General features: G+C 69.3%; 20 protein-coding genes. 12 read left to right on the top strand and 8 right to left on the bottom strand.

Annotation, left to right across the window (positions count from 1 at the left end; translation table 11 throughout):
• Positions 1 to 42: 42 nt before the first annotated feature.
• From WMF46_RS38200 to WMF46_RS38190, 3 genes are all read left to right on the top strand, one after another.
• The gene (locus WMF46_RS38200) at positions 43 to 1,368 is read left to right on the top strand and encodes a GDSL-type esterase/lipase family protein (protein ID WP_437981733.1); all 1,326 of its coding nucleotides are present in this window, start codon (positions 43 to 45) and stop codon (positions 1,366 to 1,368) included.
• A 278-nt stretch (positions 1,369 to 1,646) separates the two neighbouring features.
• Positions 1,647 to 2,243 carry a TIGR00725 family protein gene (locus WMF46_RS38195; RefSeq protein ID WP_437981732.1) on the top strand — a complete coding sequence of 199 codons (597 nt, stop codon included), beginning with the start codon at positions 1,647 to 1,649 and terminating at the stop codon, positions 2,241 to 2,243.
• Between the two features lie 72 nt (positions 2,244 to 2,315).
• Positions 2,316 to 4,091 (top strand): serine/threonine protein kinase, encoded by a 1,776-nt coding sequence (locus WMF46_RS38190; protein WP_437981731.1) that lies wholly within the window; start codon positions 2,316 to 2,318, stop codon positions 4,089 to 4,091.
• A 36-nt stretch (positions 4,092 to 4,127) separates the two neighbouring features.
• Here the strand turns inward: WMF46_RS38190 and WMF46_RS38185 are convergent, their stop codons facing one another.
• Positions 4,128 to 4,907: a nucleotidyltransferase domain-containing protein gene (locus WMF46_RS38185; protein ID WP_437981730.1), complete on the bottom strand. Its 780-nt coding sequence runs from the start codon at positions 4,905 to 4,907 to the stop codon at positions 4,128 to 4,130.
• Positions 4,904 to 6,241 carry a DNA polymerase beta superfamily protein gene (locus WMF46_RS38180; protein ID WP_437981729.1) on the bottom strand — a complete coding sequence of 446 codons (1,338 nt, stop codon included), beginning with the start codon at positions 6,239 to 6,241 and terminating at the stop codon, positions 4,904 to 4,906. Before WMF46_RS38180 ends, WMF46_RS38185 begins: the two co-directional genes overlap by 4 nt.
• 336 nt (positions 6,242 to 6,577) lie before the next feature.
• Here WMF46_RS38180 and WMF46_RS38175 point away from each other — a divergent pair, with 336 nt between their 5' ends.
• Complete coding sequence (locus tag WMF46_RS38175) at positions 6,578 to 7,498, top strand: transposase (protein WP_437987986.1); 921 nt, start codon at positions 6,578 to 6,580, stop codon at positions 7,496 to 7,498.
• A 459-nt stretch (positions 7,499 to 7,957) separates the two neighbouring features.
• On the opposite strand, the gene WMF46_RS38170 is transcribed toward WMF46_RS38175, so the two are convergent.
• Together WMF46_RS38170 and WMF46_RS38165 are read right to left on the bottom strand one after the other, a co-directional pair.
• Entirely contained in the window at positions 7,958 to 9,502 is a 1,545-nt protein-coding gene (locus WMF46_RS38170) for a hypothetical protein (RefSeq protein WP_437981728.1), read from the bottom strand.
• A gap of 60 nt (positions 9,503 to 9,562) precedes the next feature.
• Positions 9,563 to 9,748, bottom strand: a complete 186-nt coding sequence (locus tag WMF46_RS38165; protein WP_437981727.1) for a hypothetical protein — start codon at positions 9,746 to 9,748, stop codon at positions 9,563 to 9,565.
• Between the two features lie 525 nt (positions 9,749 to 10,273).
• Between WMF46_RS38165 and WMF46_RS38160 the strand changes: the two genes are divergently transcribed.
• From WMF46_RS38160 to WMF46_RS38150, 3 genes are all read left to right on the top strand, one after another.
• A complete protein-coding gene (locus tag WMF46_RS38160; protein WP_437981726.1) occupies positions 10,274 to 11,260 on the top strand; it encodes a TOMM precursor leader peptide-binding protein in 987 nt (328 codons plus the stop codon).
• Positions 11,257 to 12,648 carry a YcaO-like family protein gene (locus WMF46_RS38155; protein ID WP_437981725.1) on the top strand — a complete coding sequence of 464 codons (1,392 nt, stop codon included), beginning with the start codon at positions 11,257 to 11,259 and terminating at the stop codon, positions 12,646 to 12,648. The genes WMF46_RS38160 and WMF46_RS38155 overlap by 4 nt, the downstream gene beginning before the upstream one ends.
• A 133-nt stretch (positions 12,649 to 12,781) precedes the next feature.
• Entirely contained in the window at positions 12,782 to 13,603 is an 822-nt protein-coding gene (locus WMF46_RS38150; protein WP_437981724.1) for a SagB/ThcOx family dehydrogenase, read from the top strand.
• On the opposite strand, the gene WMF46_RS38145 is transcribed toward WMF46_RS38150, so the two are convergent.
• Positions 13,604 to 14,497, bottom strand: coding sequence for an SDR family oxidoreductase (locus WMF46_RS38145; protein WP_437981723.1), 894 nt, complete (start codon positions 14,495 to 14,497; stop codon positions 13,604 to 13,606). It lies immediately after the preceding gene.
• A 90-nt stretch (positions 14,498 to 14,587) separates the two neighbouring features.
• On the opposite strand from WMF46_RS38145, the gene WMF46_RS38140 reads away from it, so the two are divergent.
• Together WMF46_RS38140 and WMF46_RS38135 are read left to right on the top strand one after the other, a co-directional pair.
• A complete protein-coding gene (locus WMF46_RS38140) occupies positions 14,588 to 15,508 on the top strand; it encodes a LysR substrate-binding domain-containing protein (RefSeq protein ID WP_437981722.1) in 921 nt (306 codons plus the stop codon).
• 186 nt (positions 15,509 to 15,694) lie between these two features.
• Complete coding sequence (locus tag WMF46_RS38135; RefSeq protein WP_437981721.1) at positions 15,695 to 16,828, top strand: PAS domain-containing protein; 1,134 nt, start codon at positions 15,695 to 15,697, stop codon at positions 16,826 to 16,828.
• A 309-nt stretch (positions 16,829 to 17,137) separates the two neighbouring features.
• Here WMF46_RS38135 and WMF46_RS38130 read toward each other — a convergent pair whose 3' ends face one another.
• Positions 17,138 to 18,250 (bottom strand): IS1 family transposase, encoded by a 1,113-nt coding sequence (locus WMF46_RS38130; RefSeq protein WP_437981720.1) that lies wholly within the window; start codon positions 18,248 to 18,250, stop codon positions 17,138 to 17,140.
• Positions 18,251 to 18,573: 323 nt separating this feature from the next.
• Here WMF46_RS38130 and WMF46_RS38125 point away from each other — a divergent pair, with 323 nt between their 5' ends.
• On the top strand, positions 18,574 to 20,598 hold the full coding sequence (locus tag WMF46_RS38125) for a hypothetical protein (RefSeq protein WP_437981719.1): 2,025 nt from the start codon (positions 18,574 to 18,576) through the stop codon (positions 20,596 to 20,598).
• 62 nt (positions 20,599 to 20,660) lie between these two features.
• On the opposite strand, the gene WMF46_RS38120 is transcribed toward WMF46_RS38125, so the two are convergent.
• Positions 20,661 to 21,209 (bottom strand): sigma-70 family RNA polymerase sigma factor, encoded by a 549-nt coding sequence (locus tag WMF46_RS38120; RefSeq protein WP_437981718.1) that lies wholly within the window; start codon positions 21,207 to 21,209, stop codon positions 20,661 to 20,663.
• The gene (locus WMF46_RS38115; protein ID WP_437981717.1) at positions 21,206 to 21,445 is read right to left on the bottom strand and encodes a transcriptional regulator; all 240 of its coding nucleotides are present in this window, start codon (positions 21,443 to 21,445) and stop codon (positions 21,206 to 21,208) included. The genes WMF46_RS38120 and WMF46_RS38115 overlap by 4 nt, the downstream gene beginning before the upstream one ends.
• Positions 21,446 to 21,949: 504 nt before the next feature.
• On the opposite strand from WMF46_RS38115, the gene WMF46_RS38110 reads away from it, so the two are divergent.
• Both WMF46_RS38110 and WMF46_RS38105 read left to right on the top strand, forming a co-directional pair.
• Positions 21,950 to 22,594 carry a DUF2267 domain-containing protein gene (locus WMF46_RS38110; protein ID WP_437981716.1) on the top strand — a complete coding sequence of 215 codons (645 nt, stop codon included), beginning with the start codon at positions 21,950 to 21,952 and terminating at the stop codon, positions 22,592 to 22,594.
• A 201-nt stretch (positions 22,595 to 22,795) separates the two neighbouring features.
• Positions 22,796 to 23,143 carry a hypothetical protein gene (locus WMF46_RS38105; protein ID WP_437981715.1) on the top strand — a complete coding sequence of 116 codons (348 nt, stop codon included), beginning with the start codon at positions 22,796 to 22,798 and terminating at the stop codon, positions 23,141 to 23,143.
• The last annotated feature ends 13 nt before the right edge of the window (positions 23,144 to 23,156 follow it).

The following is a 23,156-nucleotide window of genomic DNA, read 5'->3' as shown; positions in this document are numbered from 1 at the left end:
GCCGAACTGCCCCAGAGTGCCCGGCGCTGGAGGTCAGTTTCGATGGCTTTTCGTTCATTTCACCAGTCACCTCTCCTGGCCCTTACGCTGGGGGCGGTAGTCCTCCTGTCGGCCTGCTCGGATGACGACGGCGGCGGCTCGTCAGCGAGCTCCGGGGGCACGGGCGGATCGTCGGCGAGCTCCGGGGGCTCCGGGAGCACCACCGCGCAGGGCACGGGCGGCGCGGGCGGTGGTACGGGCGGCGCCGGGGACACGGGTGGCGGCGGCACCGGCGGCGGTGGCGGCACCGGCGGCGGCGGCGGCACCGGTGGCGGTGCGGACGCGCAGGGGATCGTGCCCAATCCCATCATCTCCCGCGGCAGGCCGGCCTTCGCCTCGGCGGGGACGGCGTCGGTGATCAACGACGGCAAGTACAGGTCGGCGGGGACCTGGATCGCGGGCAAGCCCACCTCGGCCGCGCCCGCCTGGGTCGCCATCCAGGTCGGCGCCGGGTACGAGCGGCTGCTCCTGAGCTGGACGGCCTCGTACAACTACAACTACACGGACGTGCAATACGGGGCGCCGGGCGCTTACCGCGTGGAGACGTCGAGCGACTCCACGAACGGCTCGGACGGCACCTGGACGAAGGTCGCGGAGGTGACCGAGAACCCGGTCCGCACGCGCGCCCACAGCTTCGATTTCGGCGGCAAGAGCTGGGTCCGGCTCGTCGTGACCGCGGCCCCCGCGACGACCGACGACACCGGCGTGCAGCTCGACGAGATCGACGTGCACGACATCTCGAAGGGCGCGGAGGACACGTGGTTCTTCCTCGGCGACAGCATCACGGCGTACGCCTACGACCGCGACACCCCGGCCACGCAGCCGAGCTTCGCCGAGAACGTGCACGCGGCGCACCCGGCCCACTATCCGGCGATGATCAACGGCGGCATCGGGAGCGAGCTCACGAAGAGCAGCGACAAGCCCAGCGCGCTCGATCGCATCGATGATGTCCTGGAGCTGAACCCCGACTTCCACTACTTCGCCATCGGTTACGGCACCAACGACTCCTGGGGCCAGACCGACCCGAGCACCTTCAAGGCGAACCTGCAGCAGATCATCGACAAGATCGAGGCCGCGGGCCGCGTCCCGGTGCTCGCGCACATCCCGTTCTCGCCGGACGGCAACCACGACGCGGTCCCTGTGTTCAACGAGGCGATCGACGCGCTGACGGAGGAGAACGGCCTCCCTCCTGGGCCGGACCTGTATACGTGGTTCAAGGACCACCCCGACCGGTTCACCGACAAGGTGCACCCGGATCTCGCCGGACGGGTGGCCATGAACAAGCTCTGGGCCGACGCCGTGGACGGCCTCTACCCGGCCCAGCGGTAGCGCGACCGCACGCCGGGCGACACGCGACCACGCGACCACGCGGCCACGCGATCGAGCGTCCTCGCGGCGCCGGCGCGAGCCTTGACTCCACGCGGCCGCGGGGGCTAGCTCGATCTGGCGCACGAACGGCGACCCGGGGAGCACTGCCCTCGGGTGAGCTCGGCCGGCCCGCGCCCTCCAGGGTGGAGCATCTGGTTCGGGAAGATCGAACAGCCCAAGCTGGGTGATCAGCTCCTCGGCCGGCTGAAGAAATAGCGGGCGCCGGAGCGGGAGCCGTGATGGACGACGATCGGGACGAGCGAGAAGAGGAGGACACGAAGCGGGACATCGCTCCCTACGTGCCGCGCCGCCCCGTGATGGCGGTGATCGGCAATGGCCTCGCGGTGGACGCGGCGACCGAGGTTGTGTGCGTCGAGCTCGGGCGGCGCGCCGTGGAGGCGGGGTTCCGGCTGGTCACCGGGGGGCTGGGGGGCGTCATGGCCGCCGTGTCGCGCGGCGGGCGCGAGGCGACGACGTGGCGCGACGGCGATATCCTGGGGATCCTGCCAGGGTACGAGGCGTCCACGGCCAACCCGTACGTGGACATCGTCATCCCGACCGGCATGCAGATCGGGCGTAACATCCTGGTCGTCGCCATGGCCGACGTGGTGGTCGTCGTCGGCGGCGGCGCGGGCACGCTGAGCGAGATCGCCGTCGCCTGGCAGCTCGGCAAGCCGGTGCTCGCGCTCGCGGCGAGCGGGGGCTGGGCGAGGCAGCTCGCCGGAGGGCGCGTGGACGACCGGCGCTCGGATCGGATCGTGTCGGTCGCGAGCGCGGAAGAGGCGGTGGCGACGGCGTGGGAGACGGCGGGCCGCGGCCGCGGCCGGGGGGCGTGACAGGGCGCCGCGCGCGCGGCGCGGCCTCCGCGCGAGCCGGCCGCGCGGCAGCCCGTGCTAGCCTCCGCGCCGATGTCGGAAGCGGAAGAGGACGAGATCCAGCGGCTGAGAGCCCGCGTCGGGACGATCCTCCACGGAAAATGGCGGATTGACGCGCTGATCGGGGCGGGGGGAATGGCGGCCGTCTACGCGGCCACCCATCACGTGGGGCACCGCGTGGCCATCAAGATCCTGCACCCGGAGGGCGCCGTGTCCCGGGAGCTCCGCGCCCGCTTCGAGCAGGAGGCGCTCGCCGCCGCGCGGCTCGGGCACCCGGCCGCGGTGCAGGTCCACGACATCGACGTGACCGAGCGAGGAGAGCCGTTCCTTGTCATGGAGCTGCTCGACGGAGAGAGCCTCCGCGAGCGCGTGTTGCGGCTCGGTACGATCGATTCGATCGAGCTCCTCGCCCACATGGACACGCTCCTCGAGGTCATCAAGGCAGCGCACGACGCCGGGATCGTCCACCGGGACATCAAGCCCGACAACCTCTTCGTGACCCGCGATGGGCGGCTCAAGGTGCTCGATTTCGGGATCGCGCGCATGAAGCAGGGCGGCTCGGGGCTGAAGACGCGGACGGGCGCGGTGCTGGGCACGACGAGCTACATGGCGCCCGAGCAGATCCTGGGGAGGAACGTGGACGGGCGGGCCGACCTCTACGCGGTGGGCGCGACGATGTTCACCGTCCTCGCGAACCGTCGAGTCCACGACGACGATGGGCTCACCGAGGGAGAGCTCCTCGTGAGGAGGAGCACGACGCCGGCTCCTCCGCTGTCGACGGTGGCGCCGGGCGTGGATCCGCGGGTCGCGCGCGTCGTGGACCGCGCGCTCGCCTTCCAGGTCGAGCGTCGCTACCCGGACGCGCAAACGATGCTCGCCGACGTGCGCGCGCTGCGACGGGGCGAGGAGCCGCCCTTCGCGACGGGGGAGCTGGCCAAGATGGACGAGCGCACGCGCGCGTACGGCCGGGCCATCCCCGACGGGCCGCCGGTGGGGGCGCAGTTCCCGAGCGCGAGCCCGCCGGGGGGGGTGATGCCGGCGGCGGTGGCCGCGTCGACGGGGGCTCCTCCGGGCCAGCCTTATCATCCGGTGGCGGCGGTGGCCGCGCCCCTGGGGCTGAGGCCGCGCGCGCCGGGAGCGACGCAGATCGCCGTCGTCGGCGGGGTGGGGGTGCTCCTCTTCTGCGTGGGAGTCGGGATGGTGCTGCTGCTCTGGCCCTCCCGCGACAAGGGCGCCGGCGACGCTGGCGACAGCGGCGCGCCGGTGTCCCTCCCGGATGCCGCGCGGGCCCGGAGCGCTGCGGCGCTCGCTGTCGACCCCGCCGGCTGCCCGCCGGGCGTGCCTTGCACTTGCCCGGGCGGCAGTCCGGGAAACGTGCCGGTGAGCTGCCTGCTGACGTGCGGCGACGCGCCCGGCTGCAGGCCGAGCTGCTCCGATCGAGAGAGCTGCGCGAGCCACTGCGCCGGTGACTGCCAGTCTTCCTGCGCGAGGAGCAAGGGGTGCAACACGACGTGCGCTGACGGCTGCTCCACCGACTGCCGCAACGCGGAGACGTGCCAGGTCACCTGCGGCGCAGGGTGCTCGATCACCTGCGAGGACGTGAACAAGTGCGCCCACGTCGTGGGCGACGGGAGCGTCGTGAGGTGCAATCGGGTCGGAGGGTGCCAGGTGATGTGCATGGGCTCGTGCGCGGTGGCGTGCTCCAACGCCGGGGGAGGATGCCAGGTGACCTGCGTGGGGCAGGGGCGCTCAGTGAAGTGCGGCGACGGCCGCAACGCGTGCGGGGACGGCTGCTCGCTGCCGCGGTGAGACCGGGCTGGCGTGCCCGCGAGCCCTCGCCGCGCTTCAGAGCCGCGCCTTGCGCAGCGCGAGCAGCCAGTCGTTGAGCTCTCCCTGGTTGGGCGGCTCCTCCGGCAGCACGGCGTGGTCGCGGGCCGCCTCGAGGGTCGTGAAGGCGCGGGCGATCTGCTCGGCCCAGCGCTCGGCGACGTCGAGAGCGAGCGGCGCCTGCTCTCCGGCGCGCTTGGCCTCGACCAGCTCGCGCGCGGCGCCGAAGCCGTAGAGGTCGAGGAGCGCGGTGACGTCGGTGACGATCTCGCCCGTCCGGAGGGCGTGGGCGCCGGTCAACGTGGTCCTGAGGACGTAGAGGAGCTTCTTCGCCGACGAGCGGCCTCCCGCCTCCCAGGCCCGGAGCTGGCTCGTGGCGAAGCCGACGTAGTGGCGGAAGATCCGGCGCGAGAGCGCGGCGGCGACGAGCGGGCGGAGCGAGGCGAGGTCGGGATCGACGTGGAGCTGGAGGGGGCCGAGGATCCGCTCGATGTAGTTGCCGTTGCCCTGGAGGACGCCGATGAGGACGGGGTGGAGCTCGTTCGACGTGTAGTCGATCTCGACGCCGTCGATGACCTGCATCCGCTCGGGGCTCGCGTTGCCGCGGTGGAGGCCGAGTAGCTTCTCGGTCGGCTCGACGTGAACCGCCTTGAGGTCGAGATCGCTGTCCGGCGAGGGGAAGCCGTACGCGTGCGCGCCGCTCAGGGCGATGACGAGGTGCGAACGCTTGGCCTCCTCCTCGGCGATGACGCGCGCCGCGACCTCCTGCTGCTTTGCTTCGAGCACCTGGGGAGTCATCCGTCGTCCTTTCTCTCCTCGTTGCCGGGCGCGGGGTCGTCGCCGGGCGTGGGGTCGTTGCCGGGCGTGGGGGCAGCGTCTCCGTCGTCCCAGGTTGCGACCGGCGCGGGGGGAGCGTCCTTGCCAAGGGGGCCGGGCTCCGCCGCGAGGTGCCGGCGGGCGATCTCCTCGCGGACCCGCCGGAGGAGCACGTCGGCGCGGGGCACGTCGGGGTGCGGCGGCAACCTGGTTGCGAGCCGCGCGGCCTCCAGCTCGGGCGTCATCGACTCGGCGAGCTCGATGGTGCGATCGAGCGGCCAGGCGCCGCTCTTGATGGCGAGGAGCGTGTCGCGGAGATCGCCCTGCACGACCAGGTCGACCTCGCCGTCGCGCAGCCAGCGGATGGCGGTGGCGATGAGGCGAACCAGGTTGTAGGCGTTCTTGGGGCGGAGGTCGCGGGAGAGGTCGAGCGACGTCCTGTCGGCCCGGGCGAAGGCCGCGAGCGAGGCGAAGTCGCGCGCGGGCAGCAAGCCCTGGTCGTGGAGCGAGCGGTAGAGCTGCTTGATGTACTCCTTCGCCTGGAGCTCCCGGTCAACCTGGGTCGGCGCGGCGCGCGGGTTGATGGCGGCGAGCTTCCGGGCGACGTCGTCGAGCGACATCGCGGGGTCGTTCGCGAGCCAGTCGAGCACGCGCTCCCGGTGCTCGGCGAGGCGATGCGCCTGCGAGAGCCGCTTGAGCTGGGAGAGCGCGTAGCGGCCGAAGCTGCCGTAGATGGCCGAGGAGACGAACGCGTCGCGCGCCTCGAGGATCCAGGCGCCGATCTCGTCGCGCGCCTCGGCGGTGCGGACGAAGAGCAGCTCGAGGGTGTTCGGGTCGGCGCGCAGGGCCTGCCGGATGGCCTTCTCGACCTCCCAGTACGAGGCGCTGCCGTCGGCGCTCACGAGGTCCCGCGGGGGCTCGGCGAGGCCCGTGGTCCAGGGGAAGGGGAGGGCGAAGACGCCGCGCCGGTCGGTGTCGGACCCCTCGTTCGCGAGCCCCCACGCGCGCGACCCCACGACGGCCTCGAGGACGACGGCGGGCAGGAGCGCGTCCCAGGCGGCGCTGCGCCGCTCCGCGTGCCGCACCTGGCCGGTCTTGCGCGGGACGAGCTCGTCGCGGCGGTAGCGGACGACGCCCACGCCGACGAGCATCACGTCGAGCTCGGCGCCCGCCGAGCCGACGACGCGCCCGATGGCGCCCTGCGGGACGCGGCGCTCGCCGAGGACGCGGTCGACCCGGGTTGTCACCTCGGTGCCGTGGGGCAGCGGGACGGCGAGCGGATCGAGGTGGGTGAGGCCGCGCAGGCGGAGCTCCATGAACGGACGCTACCATGACGACCCGACCCAGGTTGGGGGCGACCGACCGACCCGGATCCGACCCAGGTTGGGGTACCGGCGGGGCCGACCCAGGTTGGTGGCGCGCCGAGGTTGGTGGCGCGCCGGGTCCGACCCAGGTTGGCGGTGGGCCAGGTTGGCAGACCGAGGTTGGCGTCCCGACCTGGGTCGGACTAACCGCAACCCTGGTCGGGCTAGGAGTAGTCGGCTCCAGCTCGGGTGGCGGCCCGCCAGGCGGCCGCCACCCATGAAGCTTGGTCGAGCAGCGAAATGATTGATGAAAATCTCTGGCACGGCGCTTGTCTTATTGCGCCTGTCATGAGCCAGCCCCGCGAGATCGCTGCCGGAGCCACCTACCTCATCACCCGTCGCGTCCTGCGCCGGCACCTGCTCTTCCGCCCGGATGCGGCAATCACCCAGCTCCTGGTCTACGTCCTCGCCGTGTCGACCCGCCGTTACGACATCGAGGTCCATGCGCTCTGCGCCATGTCAACGCATCTGCACCTGGTCGTGACCGACTCGAGGGGCGTCCTGCCGCGGTTCTTGCAATTCTTCCATCGCATCGTCGCGCTCGGCACGAAGGTGCTTCGCGGGTGGGAAGGCCCGGTATGGGACCACGAGGCCACGAGCGTGGTGCGGCTGCTGACGCGCGCGGCGGTGGTGGAGAAGATCGCTTATGTCATGGCGAATCCCGTCGCCGCTGGCCTGGTGCAGCATGCTCGCGAGTGGCCGGGCGCCAAGGTCGATGTGGACGAGCTCGGTCGCGGCGTGCTGCGCGCGGCACGGCCTTCGGTGTATCTCGACCCGGAAAACCCCCAGTGGCCCGAGGAGGTGACGGTCTCGCTCGCGCTGCCGCCGGCCATCGAGGAGGACAGCGCGGAGGGCTTTCGCCAGGACGTCTCTGCCGAGCTCGAGCGACAGGAAGCCCGGGCCCGCGCGGAGGTGCAGCGGCAAGGACGTCACTTCTTGGGCGCCGAGAGAGTCAGCAAGGTGTCCCCTTACGAGCGCGTGACGAGCTTCGAGCCGCTGCGCGACGGCAATCCGACGTTCGCGGTGGGTCGCGAGCAGGGAGATGCGTGGCGAATCGCTGGTGCCGCTGTGCGTGCGTTTCGAACGTTGTACCGTGCGGCACTCGAGCGATGGCGTGCTGGCCTACGCGACGCCGTATTCCCCGCGGGGACGTGGTGGATGTGCACGTTTCACGGGGCCAGCGTGGCCGACGTCGTGCTCACGATGTAGAGCCACAGCGGCGGCGCTGCAGGAAGGCGGGCGGGACGGGCGAGGGCATCCGTGCCTTGTCGTGGGGCGTTTCCGTCTGGGACCGGCGGTGTAGGCGGCAGATCGTCGTGCGGCACTGTACGCAATGGGACGTGCAGGGACGATGCCGTTCCGAATGCGTAGGAGTGGGGACGGACGGGTTGCGATCGGCTCTGCGTGATCGAACGGGGAGTTTCGTGCCGGAAAACGAACAATTAGCCCAGCTTGGCTTTAAGCTCGCCTGGCCGGGGTCCGATCGTGTCATGAGTAGAGTTCAGCTGGGCTGAATTACTGCGTTGCCGCAGCTCAACCAGGGGCCGGCGGGTAGGCGCGCAACCTGGGTCGGGTCGGGCCCAACCTGGGTCGGGTCGGGCCCAACCTGGGTCGGGTCGCCGCCGGAGTGGGTTGCCGCAACCTGGGTCAGGTCGCCGCCGTCAGCCGTCACCGCTCGATCAGCAGCACCGGGCTGCCCGAGAGGGCGAGCGTCACCTTGCCGCCGATCGCGTCGGCGGAGGTCTTCGCGCCGTCCCACGCGTGGACCTCGAACCCCGTTGCCGTCGCGAGCTCGACGCTCGCGGACGCGTCCTCCGTGCTGCTCGCGGTCACGGCCCAGAGGGCGAGCCGGCGCTTGCCGTCCTTCGTGAACACGGCGCCCCGAGCGCCCCCCGGCAGCGCGAGCTCCCTGGTCGCGCTGTCATCGTAGGACGTGCCGAAGAGGACCTCGTTGAGAGTGGTATACGCCTTGCCGAGGTCGGTCTTCGTCGCCTCATCCACGCTGGCGAGGGCGCCGACATCGTTGTAGAGCCCCATGTGCGCGAACACGTCGTCGCTCCCGTCCTCGCCGTTCGATAGAATGAACCAGTCGACGCCGCCGATGCCGTGCGCCTGCGCCATCGTCATCATCTTGATGAGGTAGTTTCGCGCGTACTCCGGGCTCCCCACCTCCGGGTACTCCGGCGTCCGCGCGAGCGGCGCGCCGTTCTCCGAGACATTCCACCCCTGCACCTCCGCTCCGGCGTCGGCGAGCGTCGCGGCGAAAGCGTCCTTCGACGCGAGGAAATCGTCGACGGACGCATCCGAGCTCTTCGGGCTGAAGATCGGGTAATAGTGAAAATCGAGCACGTCGATGTAGGCGCCGCCCTTCTCCGGGTAATCTGGCGTGACCGCCCCCCCGTCGGGGTTGTCGGTGTAGCGCAGGATCGCCGAGAGGAACGAGGGGTATCCGATCCCCCCCGTCGCGATCCGCGCGTTCGGATCGGCCTTGCGCGCGGCCTCCTTCGTGACGCGCAGCATTCGTATATAGTCAAATATCGATCCGTTGAACCGGGGGAGATCGGCGGCCTTCGGCGGTTCGGTCCTCCACGTCTCGGTGACGCGCCAGTCGGCTACCCAATCGGGCTCGTTCCACACGTGCCACAGCTTGACCCAGGGCTTGTAGGCGTCGACGGTGCGATACACGTAGGAGGCCCACGCATTGCCCGGATTCACCGTTCCATCGGCCGAGAAGATCGGCTCGTAAAGGCTCTTCGGGATATAGTACTCGTTCTGCCAGTCCTCCGCGCCGGCCGGCGCCACCGTCAGATCGACCGACTCGGAGCCGATGAGAAATCCGATATGGTCCGCCATGCCCAGGGACGCGTACGATTGAATGTCCCCGACCTCGATCTCGTATCCCCACCTCGCGAAATGGGCCGCTGGCAGCTTGATGCGGAGGCTGCGGACGCCCGCTCGCGCCGCGAGCGTGGCCTCCTTGTCGTCGCCCCAGTCCACGTTGCGGTGGCCGAGGTTGGCGCCATAGCGAAACGCGTGAGGGAGCCCGCCGTCCCCGCCGCTTCCCCCGTCCCCGCCGCTTCCCCCGTCTCCCGCGCTTCCGCCTCCCCCGGAGCTGATGTCGCCGCCGCCCGACGCATCGTTCCCCGGCGAGTCGTCCCCCGAACCACATGCAACGACAGCTGAAGCGCACAGCAGAACGGACCATCGACGCATGAACATTCCTCCTCCAGGCAGATCCCGGGAGGCCAGCGTAAGGGAGTTTCGCGTCCAATTTCAGGAAATCTGCGAAGCAGATTGCACCGCGCTCTCCCAGGGGCCGTTCGCCCGCTCTACAGCGGCGGGCACGCCGAGGTCGAGGAGGCGCTCTCGCTGCCGGTCTCCGTGGGCGAGGTGCAGGAGCGCGAGGCGCTCGCCCGTCTGGCTCGCGCCGCCGCGCAGGTTGGCGATCCTGGCTGACACAAGCGCGTCTCCCACCGGGCGCGCAGCGCGCCGGTGGGGCATTGCTCGATCGCGCAGGAGGTTGCGCGTGCTTGTCTTCCAGCTCGCTCGGCCGGCCCTGCGGTGGCCGAGCGAGAATGCCCGCTCTTCTCTGCGGTTCATGGGTCTCGAGGCGAGATCGGGCATACCCTCGCGGCTGGCACATCGCTTGCGACGGTGCCCAGATGTAACCGACGGAAGATAGGAATCGAACATGACCGACAGCTGATCGAACGATTCCAGGACCTCGCGTTGGGAGAGGGCCTCGCCGAGAGCCAGCTCGGCGCAGGCGTCCTCGATGTCGAGGCTGTCGGCCGAGCCGTCGTTGACGAAGGTGTGTCGAGCGATCGGCGGCTGAAATCTGGGGCTCCTCGTCAGATAAGGAGCCTCCTTCGGCGCTCCATTGATTCCTGACGGGCTCTGCCCCGGTCATCGTCGTGCGTGCCAGCGCTGGCGGCGTGAGGCCTCGCCGCCAGCTCCGCAGCGCGAAGAAGCTGACGAGCGAGTATGAACAAGCTAGACGACGTCCCCGAGTTCCCCTGTGTCAAGACCTGGTATCGGGTCGCGATCACGGATGATGCGGTGATCTTCCAGCACGGAGAGAGGGCGCTCTGCTTTCAAGGCAAAGCCGCGAGCGAGCTGCTGCCGGTGCTGCTTCCGATCCTCGATGGAACGCGTACGGTCGAGCAAGTGATCGAGTACATGGGAAAATCCATCGAGCCCGCCACGGTGAACGCCTTGCGGTTGCTGGCCGAGAAAGGGGTGCTCACGAGCGGTTCTCCCGTCGGGGCCTCGGCGCCGCGGCCCGTCCGGGAATCGGCCCGCTTCCACGCGGCATACCGCGATGACGAGCCGGAATCCCTCACGCAGCAAAGGTTGAGCGACGCCAGCGTGGCGGTCGTCGGTGCCGGCGTTCTCGCCGACGAGATCGCGCGCCAGGTGAGCCTCTCCGGGATCAGGGGCGTGCAGCGGAGGTCGTTCGATGCCGACGCGGGCGACCTGGCCTCGGCGGACCTCGTCGTGGTCGCTCCGGATCGAGGCGAGCTCGATTGGGTGGCGCGCTGGAACGCGGAAGCGCTGCGCCGGCGGTTCCCCTGGATGCAAGTGCTCGCGTATGACAGCCGGTTCTACGCGGTAGGCCCGCTCTACCTTCCGCACGCAACCTGCTGCTACGAGTGCTACCGGCTGCGCCTCGCTTCGAACGTCGCGTATCGCGGACAATACTGGGCCCTGGAGCGCAGCACGCCCAGCTTCCCGCTGCCCTGCGCCATGCTGGCGATCGTGAGCGGCCTCGCCGCATTGCTCGTGGCCCGCTGGATCGTCTCGCGGGACCCGCTCTTGCCAGGGCGGTTTTACGCGGTCAACCCAGGTCAAACCGTCCGCAGCGACACGCACATGGCGTACCGCGTACCCCGGTGCTCGGCATGCAGCGCCGCCGTCGCCGCGAGCGCCCCCAGCCCCTGGTACGCCCTGCAGGCAGGAGCCGAGCCATGAACATGTTTGCTCCGCTCCGCTCCCCAGGCGACGAGCTGGCGCGTGGTCACGTCACGCCGAGGCGTGCGCAATGCACGCCGCTCGCCGAGATCGCCCGCAGGCTGCGCACCCTCGTGTCTCCCTATACGGGCGTCGTGCGCGACACCGTGGAGCTGCTCCGCGCTCCGGATGACTGCCGCTTCTTCAACGTTGGCGCCCGCACGGGCGACATGTCGGATCTGGTCGGCGCGCCGAGCGAGGTCATGTCCAGCGCCGTGCATCCCGATCGAGAGGCGGCCTGGGTGGCGGCGGTCGCCGAAGCCGTCGAGCGATATTCGTCGTTTTACGTGCCTGCGGGGGATCTTGTGCTCTCTTCGTATGAGGAGCTGGACGGAGCAGCGCCGGAGCCGGAGAGCTTCGCCCTGTTTCATCCATCGCAGTACGCGTCGAGCGACTTCCCCTATGTGCCCTTCACCTCCGGCACCCGGGTCCGGTGGGCGCGTGGCTGGTCCATCCAGGATGGGATGCCCGCGTGGCTGCCGGCCCAGCTGACGTTCATGGGCTCACACCTCGCGCGCGGCGAGCCGCAGATCGCCTATGCGACGAGCAGCGGGACCGCGCTGGGCGGTACGCTGGAAGAGGCGGCGTTCAGCGCGCTGATGGAGGTCATCGAGCGCGACGCGTTCATGCTCGCATGGAACAACCGATTGGAGCTGCCGCTCCTGGATTGGCAGGGAGACGACTCGCTTCGTCATGACGAGCGCGTGGTTCCGGTCCCAGCGGGCATTCACTATGCCGCGCTCGACGCGAGCGTCTTCTTCCGCGTGCCGACCGCCATCGGCGTGACGCGATGCACCCTGGCCGGGCAGCCCGCGCTGACCGTCGGCGCTGCCAGCGCGGCGACCGGTCAGGAGGCTGCGCGGAAGGCGCTGCGCGAGGCCTTCCAGACCAGGGTGCTGGCGAAGGAGCTCCTGAGCGCTCTGCCCAGGGGACGGTGCGCGCTGGAGGCGCATCAAGTCCGCACGTTCGACGACCATGCGTTCTACCATGCGCTGCGAGAGAACTCCGCGTCTTCCGCGTTCCTCGATCGAAGCAGAGAGCGGCGCTACCTCGGCGACGTGCCCCCCCTGGAGGGTACGGACGTGCTCGGTCAGACCGCTTCGGCCGTGCGAGCGCTCGCGCGGCGAGGCGTCGGTGCGTACCTCGTCGACATCACCTCGCCGGACGTGCGCGACGCCGGGCTGTGGGTGGTGCGCGTGATCTGCCCGGAGCTCTGCCGGCTCGACGCGCCGCACACCGCGCGGTTCCTCGGCGGCAAGCGGCTCTATCATGCGGCGTACGAGGCGGGGCTCCGCGACCGGCCGCTCTCGTTTGCAGACATCAACGTCCATCCGCACCCGTTCCCGTGAGCTCATGCGAGAGAAGGACGAGCGGGCGTCTTCCGAGGCGCCCGTCGTTGAACGAGCTGAAGAGACGGATCGCGCTGGACGGCGGCACGGCGCCGTGGCGCGCTGACTGGGTCAACTGGGGGACATGATGAAATTGAGTCAAGCCGATGCGGCCACGGTCAATGTCGCGGAGCTGGTCTATGGAGACCAGGTGGAGCTCGATGATCCGGCGGAGACATACCATGAGGCTTCCAAGCTCCATCCGGGCATCCTCGGCGAGGAGGCTGCTGGTAGGGCGCTCCTGGAGACGAGCGCGCAGCTCCAGCGCTCGACGGCGAGGTCAACCAAGCGGTATGTGCTCGGCGAGGCGATTCGACTGCCAGGACCGGCGCTGCCCGATGTGGGCCTGACGGCGCTCCTGCGGGAGCGCAGATCGATCCGCCAGTTCAGCGGCGCGCGAATCGACGCGCAGGCGCTCTCGAGCCTCGTGTACGCCGGGTACGGCATCACCCACACGATCCCCGCGAGCCCGATGACGATGCGGACCGTCCCCTCCGGAGGCGCGCTTTACCCCCTGGATCTCTACTGCGCCGTCCTCGGGGTCGACGGTGTTGCCTCTGGCGTGTACCACTACGACCCCTTCCAGCACGCCCTGGAGCAGGTGCGGGCTGGCGACTGTCGGGAGGAGATAGGCGGCTCCATGGTCGCTCCCGGGATCGTGATGGGCGCGAGCGTGGTCCTGCTGATCGCGGCGATGTTCAGGCGAAACCGGTTCAAGTACGGCCTCCGAGGGTACCGGTTCGCGCTGATCGAGGCCGGGCATCTTGCGCAGAACGTGCTGCTGGCCTCCCAGTCGCTTCAGCTCGGCGGCGTTCCGCTGGGCGGCTACTATGACCGCGGGATCGACGATCTCCTCGGCATGGATGGGGTGAACGAGTCTGTCGTCTACACGCTCGCCATCGGCGTTCCCGCCTGATCAGGCCTCGACCGGCGCGAGCAGCGCTGCCCGGTGGCGCGCAAGGTAGCTCCGCACGTCCTCCGCGGGCTTGCCGGTGAGCTCCTCCACCGCCCTCGTCGCCACATCGAGCGTTCCGCGGGCGATCGCCTCGTCGAAGGAGGCGAGCAGCCCGGCGATCGCCGCGGGCATCCCGGCCTTCTGCATGCCTTGCTCCAGCGCATCACGCGGCACGGGGACGTAGTCGATCGACTTGCCTGTGACGGCCGAGGCGATCTGCGCGAGCTCGCGCTGGGACACGGCCGCCGGCCCGGTGATATCGAGCACGCGCTTGCCGTCGAAATCGGCCGCCAGCGCCGCGGCCGCGGCGCGGGCGCAGTCCTCGCGCGTGACATACCCGGCCTTGCCGTCGCCGGCCGCTGCGACCAGCTGGCCCGTCGCCAGCGCGCGCCGCAGCGAGGGCACGAGGAAGTCCGTATAGAGGTTGTTGCGCAGGACGGTCGCGCCGAGCCCGCTCTCCGCGAGGGCGTCCTCGGTGGCCTGGTGGTCGGGCGCGATCGTGACCGGCGAGCCCGGCCCGGGGTTGGTCAGCGACGTGTAGACCACGTGCCGCACGCCCGCCTTCACCGCGGCCTCGAGCGCGCTCCGGTGCTGCGCGATGCGCCGGCCCGGGCGGTCCAGCGCGTCGGTGCTGATGAGCAGGAGGCGCGCCGCGCCGGCGAACGCCTCCGCGAGCGAGGCGGGAGCATCGAAGTCTGCGCGCCGCACCTCGACGCCGCGGGCGCGGAGCTCGCCGAGCTTCTCCGGGTGCCGGGTCGTGACGATGAGCGGCCCTGCGCCCTGCGCGAGCAAGAGATCGACGACGCGCCGCCCGAGCTGGCCGTTCGCGCCGGTGACGAGGAGAGGCTGAGACATGGTGAGAGCTCCTTGTGACGAGGTGGAGCGGATGTTTGCCTCTGTCTCGAATCTGGTGCAACACGCAGAAACTGGCTACTGTGTGCCGGAATGGGAACAATGGATCTGAACCACCTCTCCCTCTTCGCGGCGGTCGCCGAGACGGCGAGCTTCACGGAGGCGGCGCGCCGGCTGGGGGTGCCCAAGTCGACGGTCAGCCGGGGCGTCGCGTCGCTGGAGGCGTCGCTCGGCGTGCGGCTCTTGCAGCGGACGACGCGCAGCGTGGCGCTGACGACGGCCGGGCACGCGCTGGTGGACCGCCTCGGCTCGCGGCTCAAGGCGCTGACGGAGGCGATCGAGGGGCTCCCGGAGCTCGAGGACGAGCCGTCGGGCACGCTGCGCCTCACCGCGACGGCGGACTTCGCCACCGAGGTGCTGGCGGAGATCCTCGCTGCCTTCTGCCGCCGCTACCCGCGCATCACGGTCGAGATGGACCTGTCGACGCAGCCCGTGGATCTGGTGAAAGAGGGGTACGACGCTGCGTTCCGGTTCCTCGCGAAGCAGCCGCGAGACTCGACGCTGGTCGCGCGCAAGGTGGGCGAGCTGCACCTGCAATTCTACGCCTCGCCCGCGTACCTGGCCGCGCGCGGGACGCCGAGGACGCTGGAGGATCTCGCGGGGCACGATGGCGTGTCGCTGATCAAGACGAGCCCGTTCGGGCGAGACGAGGTGTCGCGCGCCCGCGCGCGGCTCCGCGTCCGGTGGCTCGTGAACGACGGGTTCTTCGCGCGCGAGGTGGTGCGCAACGGCGGTGGGATCGGCCTGCTCCCGACCTTCCTCGTCCAGCAGGACGTGCTCGCCGGAGCGCTCGTCCGCGTGCTCCCGCGCTGGACGGCGCCGACGGGCGGGGTCTTCCTCGTGTTCCCGAGCGGCCAGCACTTGCCGAGGAAGACCGTCGCGCTGCGCGATCACGTGGTCGAGGCGCTGCGGGTGCAGCTCAAGGCGCGCGCGGGCCGCGCCGGTGAGGGCTAGCGCGGCATCGGGTTGTCGCGAACATTACACACGTGTTGGACCCACGGCGGCGCCGCGACGAGATGTGATCCGCGCCTGCCCGCGGGCGCCCCTTAAGGCTTGATTTGCCGACAGGTCGTGAGGTTAGGCTGCACAGCCGAGGCCGCCGGCGCATCGCGGGCGGGGCACCTGAACATGAGCGCACACGTGGACACTCTCGCGCGATCGCCGCTCGCGGCGGTCGAATACGGGCTGGATCTGGCGATCACGGCGTGGAACGAGAGCGCCGGGCGACAGCTCGGGTTCTCGAGGCAGGAGGCGATGGGTCGATCCATCGCCGAGCTGCTCGCTGTCCCCGAGGGCGCGGGGTTGTGGCGGCGGCTGCTCGACGAGGACAGCGGGGAGCAGCGCCTGCGTCACACCCGGAGGGACGGGCGCGACGTGGCCGTCGTGTGGGTTCATCACCGCGTGCTCGATGCGCGGGGCGAGGCGGTTGGCGTGGTGTGCGTCGGCCGCGATGTGACGGCCGAGCTCGAGGCGTCCAGGCGTCAGGCGGAGCACCAGCACATCCTCCGTGCCCTCGTCGAGAACCTCGATGTCGTCGTCTGGGCCTGCGATGCCAGCGGCGTGTTCACCTACTACGACGGCAAGGCGCTCGCGGCGGCCGGCATGAAGCCAGGACAGCTCGTGGGGCTGAACAATTTCGACATCTACAAGGAGCACGAGACCGGGGGGTTGCGCAGGGCGCTTCGAGGGGAGCCGATGCACAACGTCATGGAAGCGGACGGAAAGCCCATCGAGAACTGGTTCGTCCCGGTCCGGGGGGAGGGGGGCGAGGTGGACTCGGTGGTCGGCATCACTCTCGATCTCACCGAGGCGCGGCGCGCGGAGAGGGAGCTCCGGGAGCGGCTGGCGATCATCGAGCGTCAGCAGCAGGTCATCCGCCAGCTCTCGACACCCATCCTGCAGGTCTGGAAGGGCGTGCTGGCGCTCCCGATGATCGGCGTGGTCGACAGCGCGAGGACGGCCGAGGTGATGGACAGCCTGCTCCAGGCGGTGGTGCGCACCGGGGCCCGCTATGCGCTGCTGGACCTGACCGGGGTCGAGGCCGTGGACACGAAGACCGCGAGCTACCTCGTCGATCTCGTCCGCGCGATCCGGCTCCTCGGCGCGGAGGGCGTCGTCACCGGGATCCGGCCGAGCGTCGCCCAGACGATCGTCTCGCTCGGGATCGATCTTGCCGAGATCACGACGCTTTCCGACCTCCAGGCGGGTCTGAAGCATTGCATCGGGCTCACGCTGCGCGAGGCGACCCGAGGCGGGCGCCCCGACCCAGGTTGAGGTCGCCGACCCAGGTTGGGGCTAAGCTCGCCGGTTGGGGGGGCGCCGACCCAGGTTGAGGTCGGGGTCGCCGACCCCGGGGTCGCCGACCCAGGTTGAGGTCGGGGTCGCCGACCCCCGGGGTCGCCGACCCAGGTTGAGGTAGGGGTTGCCGACCCCCGGGGTCGCCGACCCAGGTTGAGGTAGGGGTTGCCGACCCCCGGGGTCGCCGACCCAGGTTGGGGCGGGACGACCCGACCCAGGTTGAGGTCGCCGACCCCGAGGTCACCGGGGTGGTGGCCTTCAAAGGCCAGTCTTCAAAAGTGGCCTTCATTCGCGCGGGGGTTCCGGGAAGAGGGAGAGCTGCTCGGGGGCTCGGGGCTTCGGTCGCCAGGACAGCAGATCGAGCTGCACCGGGCCGGGCGGAGGTGCGTCATGAACGGGCGTGACCGGTGCGAGGGGCGGCGGATCCGGCTGGACGGTCGGACGGCGGAGTGCGGGCGTCGGCGCGGTGACGAGCCGCAGGAAGCCGCGGCCGCCGGGCAACGGCCTGGCAGGCGCTTCCGGCTGCCGGTGCTCCAGGGGCTGAGCCTGCGGCTTCTCGCCCGCGGGCTCGGACAGGATGGCGTCCAGGAGCTCTTCCAGGTCCCACACGTGCCCGGTGAGACCCGCCTCCATCGCGGGGGTCACACGCAGCGTGCGCACGGTCCAGCACAGGTTGAAGTAGGTGTAGTGCAGGGCGACGGCGGCCCGGTGGTGCTCTGGCGCCTTGCTGAAGGCGTAGCAGAGCCTTCTCATGCGGCCCAGCAGGTGGCGCGTGGTGCCATTCAGCCGCTCCACGTAGGCTGTCGACGCCTTCTTCGCGTCCGGCGCGCCGTAGATCGTGTGCTTCGTGATGAACGGCTCGCGCGGTGGCTCGTACCGGTGGTCCGGTCCGCGGTAGGAGCCAGTGCGGTAGTTTTTGACAGTCTGCATGAAGTCAACGCTGAGCCCGAAGTGCTCCGCGACGGTGGCGATGTACGGCGCGAATCCGTCCGTGGTGAACTGAGGCATCATCAGGAGTCGCGACCGAAGGTCCTTGATGAAGGCGCTGCACGTCTCCATGTCGCGCTTGCCGACGCGCCAGGCGATGACGAGGCGAGATGCCGTATCCATGGCCGCGAAGGAGTACGTCTCCCCGATGCCGGGCGCGTCCTTCTCGGTCACGCGGGCCTGCTTCTTGCCGACGTAGGAGAACACCTCATCGGCCTGGATCAGCTCGCAGCGGAGCCCGCGCACGAGCCGGTCATGCAGGCGCTGCGCACCGGCGCCGAGAGCGAGGCCGAAGCGGCTGATCGCCGCCCGGCTGACGTCGGTCATCCGGCTGACCGCGCGCTCGCTGTTGCCGTCTACCAAGGCCGCGAGCACGGCAAGCTGCCGCTCGCGTGGGAGCACGTTCGCCACGGGACCCTTGCCTTTCCCCGGCGGAGGGCCCACGATCCGGTCTGCCAGGACGTCGGACGGGTCGCACCGCTCGGCTTCTGCCGCCTCGCTTCCGGGTACCATCCGGAGGCGGGGCGTTTTCGTCTAAGGTCCTCTGATTATAGCGGTTTTGCCGAGGAAAACCGCTCGGTTCAGTGCGCGGCAGATGCCGACAGGACGGGGTATGTCACAGCCGACGGCGCGCGTTCCTCCGCGTCGGAGGTGTGCCGATGAGCCGCCATCTTGCCCCACGTCGAAGATCTGTGAATCATGGCCCGCGCGCGACGTGCGCGGAGGCATCGGACATGGATCTCGCCCTGGACCTTGAAGGCAAGCTTGAGCGTCTGCAACTGCCCACCAGCCGCGTGCTTATGCCTATATTCGAGGCCGTCATGAACTCGGTGCAGTCGATCAAGTTCAATGATGCCATCGCTCCGTCACAAGGGCGAATAAGAGTGCTATTGCAGAGAGAGGCGACACAAATCGCTCTCGACAAAACCGACGGCACGCCAGCGAAGATAACAGGGGTCACCATTGTCGACAACGGCGCTGGCTTCACATCGGTCAATTTCCGCTCTTTCAACAGATCTGAGAGCCTGCACAAGGCCGCCATTGGGGGGAAGGGCGTTGGCCGATTCTTGTGGCTTAAGGCGTACTCATCGGCGCGCATCAGCAGCAGATACATCGCTGCCGATGGGAAATGGGTGGAGCGCTCGTTCTCCTTCGCGCCAAAGACCGGAATTGCTGGCGGAGAAATAGAGTCCCAGTCCGATGGGGCCACGTTCGAGACGTCTGTTCAGTTGATCCAGCAGAAGAAGGAATATGCGGAGGCGTTCCCCATCGAGGTGTACGATGTGGCCATCGCCACGATAGAGCACTTCATGCTGCTTCTGCTGAATGGCAGCGCGCCACGGATCGAGATCACTGACGGCACAACAACGCACGATCTGCAAAGTATTTTTGAAGCCGAGTACAAGCCACTCTCTACGGCGGACACGCTTGCTGTGAGTGGGCAGTCGTTTACGCTCCACCATGTGCGCCTGTACTCTGGTCGCGCTCCTGCACACAGGATCCGGTATTGCGCGCACGATCGCCAGGTGACGTCTGACGATTTGCGAAAGCGGCTTGGATTGCCTGCGCGCCTGAGCGATGAGCGGGGCGAATTTGTGTGGTCTACGTATGCCGAAGGCAAGTACCTCGACAATAGCGTCGACTATGTGCGCCACCGTTTCAACATTGACCGAGAGGGCGAAAACGAGAGCGGGCACCTCCCGTCCGCATCTCTGAACTGGGAGCAGATTCAGGACGCCACGGTGGCAAAGGTGCGCGAACGCCTTCGCCCGTTCACTGCGGCCCTCAATGAAGCGAAGAAGAAGCGCGCCATCGACTACATTCATCAGTGCGCTCCCAGGTTCCTCGCCCTGGTGCCCTTCTTAGATCGGCATGTCGAAGACATGAAGCCGAACATAACTGACCGCGAGCTTGATGAGGCGTTAAGCGGGGTATACTACGCAGAAGAGGCGCGCATCCGCGAGGCTGGACGAAAGCTTCGCGGCGCAGCCAAGAACGGCGACGACATCGACAAGAGACTGGTGGCGCATCAGGAATACCTGGCGAACGTTAACCACTTTGGCAAAGCAGCGCTTGCACAGTATGTCGCATACAGGAAAGTGGTGCTCGACTTCTTAGGCGAGTGTCTGTCCATTAAGGACGGCGCGTACCAGAACGAAGAGCGCGTGCATGACCTCATCATGCCTCGCCGGACAACGTCCGAAGAGCCTGGCTTTATTGGCCAGAATCTATGGCTTGTCGACGAGAGGCTAGTTTTTCATGAGTTCTTGGTGTCCGACAAGGAGTTTACATGGAGGGACCCCAAGACGAAGCGGGCCAACAAAAGGCTGCCAGACGTGTTTGTAAAGATGGCGGCATTTTCGGACGAGCTTCCTGATCGTGCCGCCTCATCGATAGTCTTGATTGAATTTAAGAAGCCGTGCCGTACCGAGTACACTGACAATGAGAACCCGATCCAGCAGGTCATGGACTACGCTAAGCTGCTGAGGTCGGGCACCGTGAAGGACCCGCGCGGGCGACCGATCGATTGGGCATCCGATGTGCCAATGTACGCTTACGTCTTGTGTGATCTCACTGAGAAGGTGAGGGGGTATGCGGATTTGCATCAACTGCGTCCAACGCCGGATCGCCTAGGCTTTTTTGGGTACATGCACAACGAAAATTATAAGCTGTACATCGAGGTTATCTCCTATCGGAAGCTTCAGCAGGACGCGGAGCGTCGCAACAAGGTCTTCTTTGAAAAGGCCGGCCTTGTGTGAGGCGCTTGCGCTGCGAGGGCGCCGCATGCATCGGCGACGGCTTCGGCTGGGGTGGGGCGCGTTCAGCGCTGCCGTCTGAGCTTCCGAGCGAGGCGGGCCCGCGCGAGCCGCAGGCGACTGCCCGCCGTGCCGAGCGGGATGCGGAGCAGATCGGCGATCTCGGTGCCGCCGTGGCCGAGAGCGGCCAGGACGAGCACCTCGCGAGCCCAGAGCGGCATCCCGGCGATCGCCATGAGCGCCTCGGCAGCGTCGATGCGCTCGCCGACGTGCCCGGGTTCCACGCGCTCCTCGCCCGTGGTCGCCCACGGGTCTTCGACCGGCACCTCTCGACGTCGGAAGGCGCGCTCGTGGTAGTGCGTGCAGTGGAAACGGCACACTCCGAACAGCCAGCGCTTGAGCGCGTCCAGAGGTTCGCGCGTGCGGTCGGGCCTGTAGCGCCCGGCCTGCGCGCTCATCCACGCCCCGAGCACGACGTCCTGGCACACGTCGTCGAGATCGACGGCGCGTACACCGAGACCACGCAGGGCGCTGCGGATGAGCGGCTCCTGCGCGGCGATCTCGGTGATGGTCAGGACGCGAGCGGGGCCAGCGTGCGGGCCCCACGCGCTCATGGGGCACCCCGGCCGCAGTACGGGCAGCGATCGGCTGCCGCTGGACGGCCCAAGAGCCGCTCGACCGTGGTTCCGGCGGCGCGCGCAGCCTTCGCGGCGAGCCCGTGCGTCGTGCCCGGGTTCGAGCCGTACACGAAGTTGGTGATGGTCGTCTTCGGGACGCCCATGGCGGCGGCGAGGCATGGCCAGCTGCCGAACAGCCCGCGCAAGTTGCGCAGGGCGGCACGGAGGCGCATCGCCTCCGCATCGGTCAAGGACGTGGAACGGGGACCGCGGCGCTTGGACGCACCGGTCCCTTGCCCACCGTCCGGGGGGATCAAGTACAGTTGCACTGTCGGGACCTCGCTGTGTGAGGTTTCGGCCACGACCCCCGGAGCGTTGGCGCGCTCGCGGGGGTCACTTGCGCCGAACTTAGCCGCTCACGCGAGGCCCGGACTCAAACGAGGCCAGTCTTCTGCAAAGAAGGCCACCACCAGGTCACCGACCCAGGTTGGGACGACCCGACCCAGGTTGAGGTCGCCGGCCGAGGTCGCCGACCCAGGTTGGGGTGGGACGACCGACCCAGGTTGAGGTCGCCGGCCGAGGTCGCCGACCCAGGTTGGGGTGGGACGACCGACCCAGGTTGAGGTCGCCGGCCGGACCCAGGTTGAGGTTGCCAGGTTGCTGCCGGCCGGACCCTCCTCCCCGGGCACGCGCCTGGCACGGGCCTCGCAAGGATCCTCTCCCGAAGGAGGCCCCTCATGGATTACGACCGCTTCGTCGAGGAGGTGCAGCGCCGCGCCGGCTTCGAGGGCCGCGATGACGCCGAGCGTGCGATCGCGGTGACAGCACGGACGCTCGGTGAGCGGCTGCTCGTGGAGGAGGCGGCCGCGGTCGCCGGTGGGCTGCCGGGTCCGGTCGCCGCCGTGGTGCGCGGCGCCACGTACCAGGGCGACTTCGATCGCGACGAGCTCTACGACCGCATCGCCCGCCGCGAGGGCGCGCCGCGCGGCTTTGGCATGGAGCACGCCCAGGCCGTGTGCCAGGTCATCGGCGAGGCTCTGCCCGAGGCCGAGCGCGTGCGGCTCCAGCGGCACCTGCCCGACTGGGCGGACCTCTTCGCGCCGCGCTCGGCCGGAGCGCCCCCGCCGCGGCCGGCGCACGCCGTGTCTCCGCCCGAGACCGGCCAGGGCTCGACGCTCGCAACGGGCCGGCCTGGAAGCCGCCACCCCTTGAGCGAGGCGCGTCCCGAGACGGCCCATGCGCAGTCGGTCGCCCGATCGGACGATCCCCACGCGGATACGAAGCTGTCGAGCAGCCCGGGGCTGACGCAGGAGCGCCTCCGAGAGACGCTGGCTGACGGGCGCCCCGGCCCCGAGCACCCCGTCAGCGAGACGCAGCGCTGAGGCCCTCGCGCCGCGTGGACGGCCCACCCGGCGCGAGGGCCTCCGGCGCCTGCTTGACAGCGGCCGTGCTCCCGCGAACACTTCGTCTCACGGGCTGCTCCGAGCCCGGCTCCTCGCTCGCCGCCGGCACGGCTCCGCGAGGGGCGAAGAGGGCGCTGCCCTTCGGCGGTCTTCGCTCGTGATGCTGCCGCTCTTCCGTCGGTGCCGGCCGACAAGGACCGATCTCGGCAGATCACCTGGACAGGGCCGATGGGGAACCGCCACCACCACAAGAAGCTGCGCGCCGACGTCCGCGCCAGGATGGCCCGGACCGGCGAGAGCTACCAGAAGGCGCTCGCGCAGATCCTCGACGAGCGTTCCACGCCGAAGGCGGCGCGAAACATCGATCTCGTGCCGATCGATTACTTCGGCGCGCCGGCCGCGCTCGCGACCTTCGAGATCGCGGGCCGGCTCGCGTGTCTCGTCGTCTCGAGCCGCCATCGCCCGCGGCCGTTCCCTCAAAGCCCCCTCGTCGCCCTGGCGATGCGTGGGCCTCGGGCCATCCATTGAGTGATCTCCGCGA

This window comes from Sorangium sp. So ce117, from assembly GCF_051524395.1.
Classification (GTDB): domain Bacteria; phylum Myxococcota_A; class Polyangia; order Polyangiales; family Polyangiaceae; genus Sorangium; species Sorangium cellulosum_B.
The sequence above is the reverse complement of the archived record's forward strand: the minus strand, read 5'-3'. Positions and strand labels throughout refer to the sequence as shown.

Excerpts from the sequence above, each read along its gene's own strand:
- WMF46_RS38185 (WP_437981730.1), bottom strand. The coding sequence starts at position 4,907 with ATGACTCCCCAGGTGCTCGAAGCAAAGCAGCAGGAGGTCGCGGCGCGC.
- WMF46_RS38190 (WP_437981731.1), top strand. The coding sequence starts at position 2,316 with ATGTCGGAAGCGGAAGAGGACGAGATCCAGCGGCTGAGAGCCCGCGTC.
- WMF46_RS38175 (WP_437987986.1), top strand. The coding sequence starts at position 6,578 with ATGAGCCAGCCCCGCGAGATCGCTGCCGGAGCCACCTACCTCATCACC.
- WMF46_RS38140 (WP_437981722.1), top strand. The coding sequence starts at position 14,588 with ATGGGAACAATGGATCTGAACCACCTCTCCCTCTTCGCGGCGGTCGCC.
- WMF46_RS38115 (WP_437981717.1), bottom strand. The coding sequence starts at position 21,445 with ATGCGCCTCCGTGCCGCCCTGCGCAACTTGCGCGGGCTGTTCGGCAGC.
- WMF46_RS38180 (WP_437981729.1), bottom strand. The coding sequence starts at position 6,241 with ATGGAGCTCCGCCTGCGCGGCCTCACCCACCTCGATCCGCTCGCCGTC.
- WMF46_RS38200 (WP_437981733.1), top strand. The coding sequence starts at position 43 with ATGGCTTTTCGTTCATTTCACCAGTCACCTCTCCTGGCCCTTACGCTG.
- WMF46_RS38110 (WP_437981716.1), top strand. The coding sequence starts at position 21,950 with ATGGATTACGACCGCTTCGTCGAGGAGGTGCAGCGCCGCGCCGGCTTC.
- WMF46_RS38155 (WP_437981725.1), top strand. The coding sequence starts at position 11,257 with ATGAACATGTTTGCTCCGCTCCGCTCCCCAGGCGACGAGCTGGCGCGT.
- WMF46_RS38145 (WP_437981723.1), bottom strand. The coding sequence starts at position 14,497 with ATGTCTCAGCCTCTCCTCGTCACCGGCGCGAACGGCCAGCTCGGGCGG.
- WMF46_RS38125 (WP_437981719.1), top strand. The coding sequence starts at position 18,574 with ATGGATCTCGCCCTGGACCTTGAAGGCAAGCTTGAGCGTCTGCAACTG.
- WMF46_RS38120 (WP_437981718.1), bottom strand. The coding sequence starts at position 21,209 with ATGAGCGCGTGGGGCCCGCACGCTGGCCCCGCTCGCGTCCTGACCATC.
- WMF46_RS38160 (WP_437981726.1), top strand. The coding sequence starts at position 10,274 with ATGAACAAGCTAGACGACGTCCCCGAGTTCCCCTGTGTCAAGACCTGG.
- WMF46_RS38195 (WP_437981732.1), top strand. The coding sequence starts at position 1,647 with ATGGACGACGATCGGGACGAGCGAGAAGAGGAGGACACGAAGCGGGAC.
- WMF46_RS38170 (WP_437981728.1), bottom strand. The coding sequence starts at position 9,502 with ATGCGTCGATGGTCCGTTCTGCTGTGCGCTTCAGCTGTCGTTGCATGT.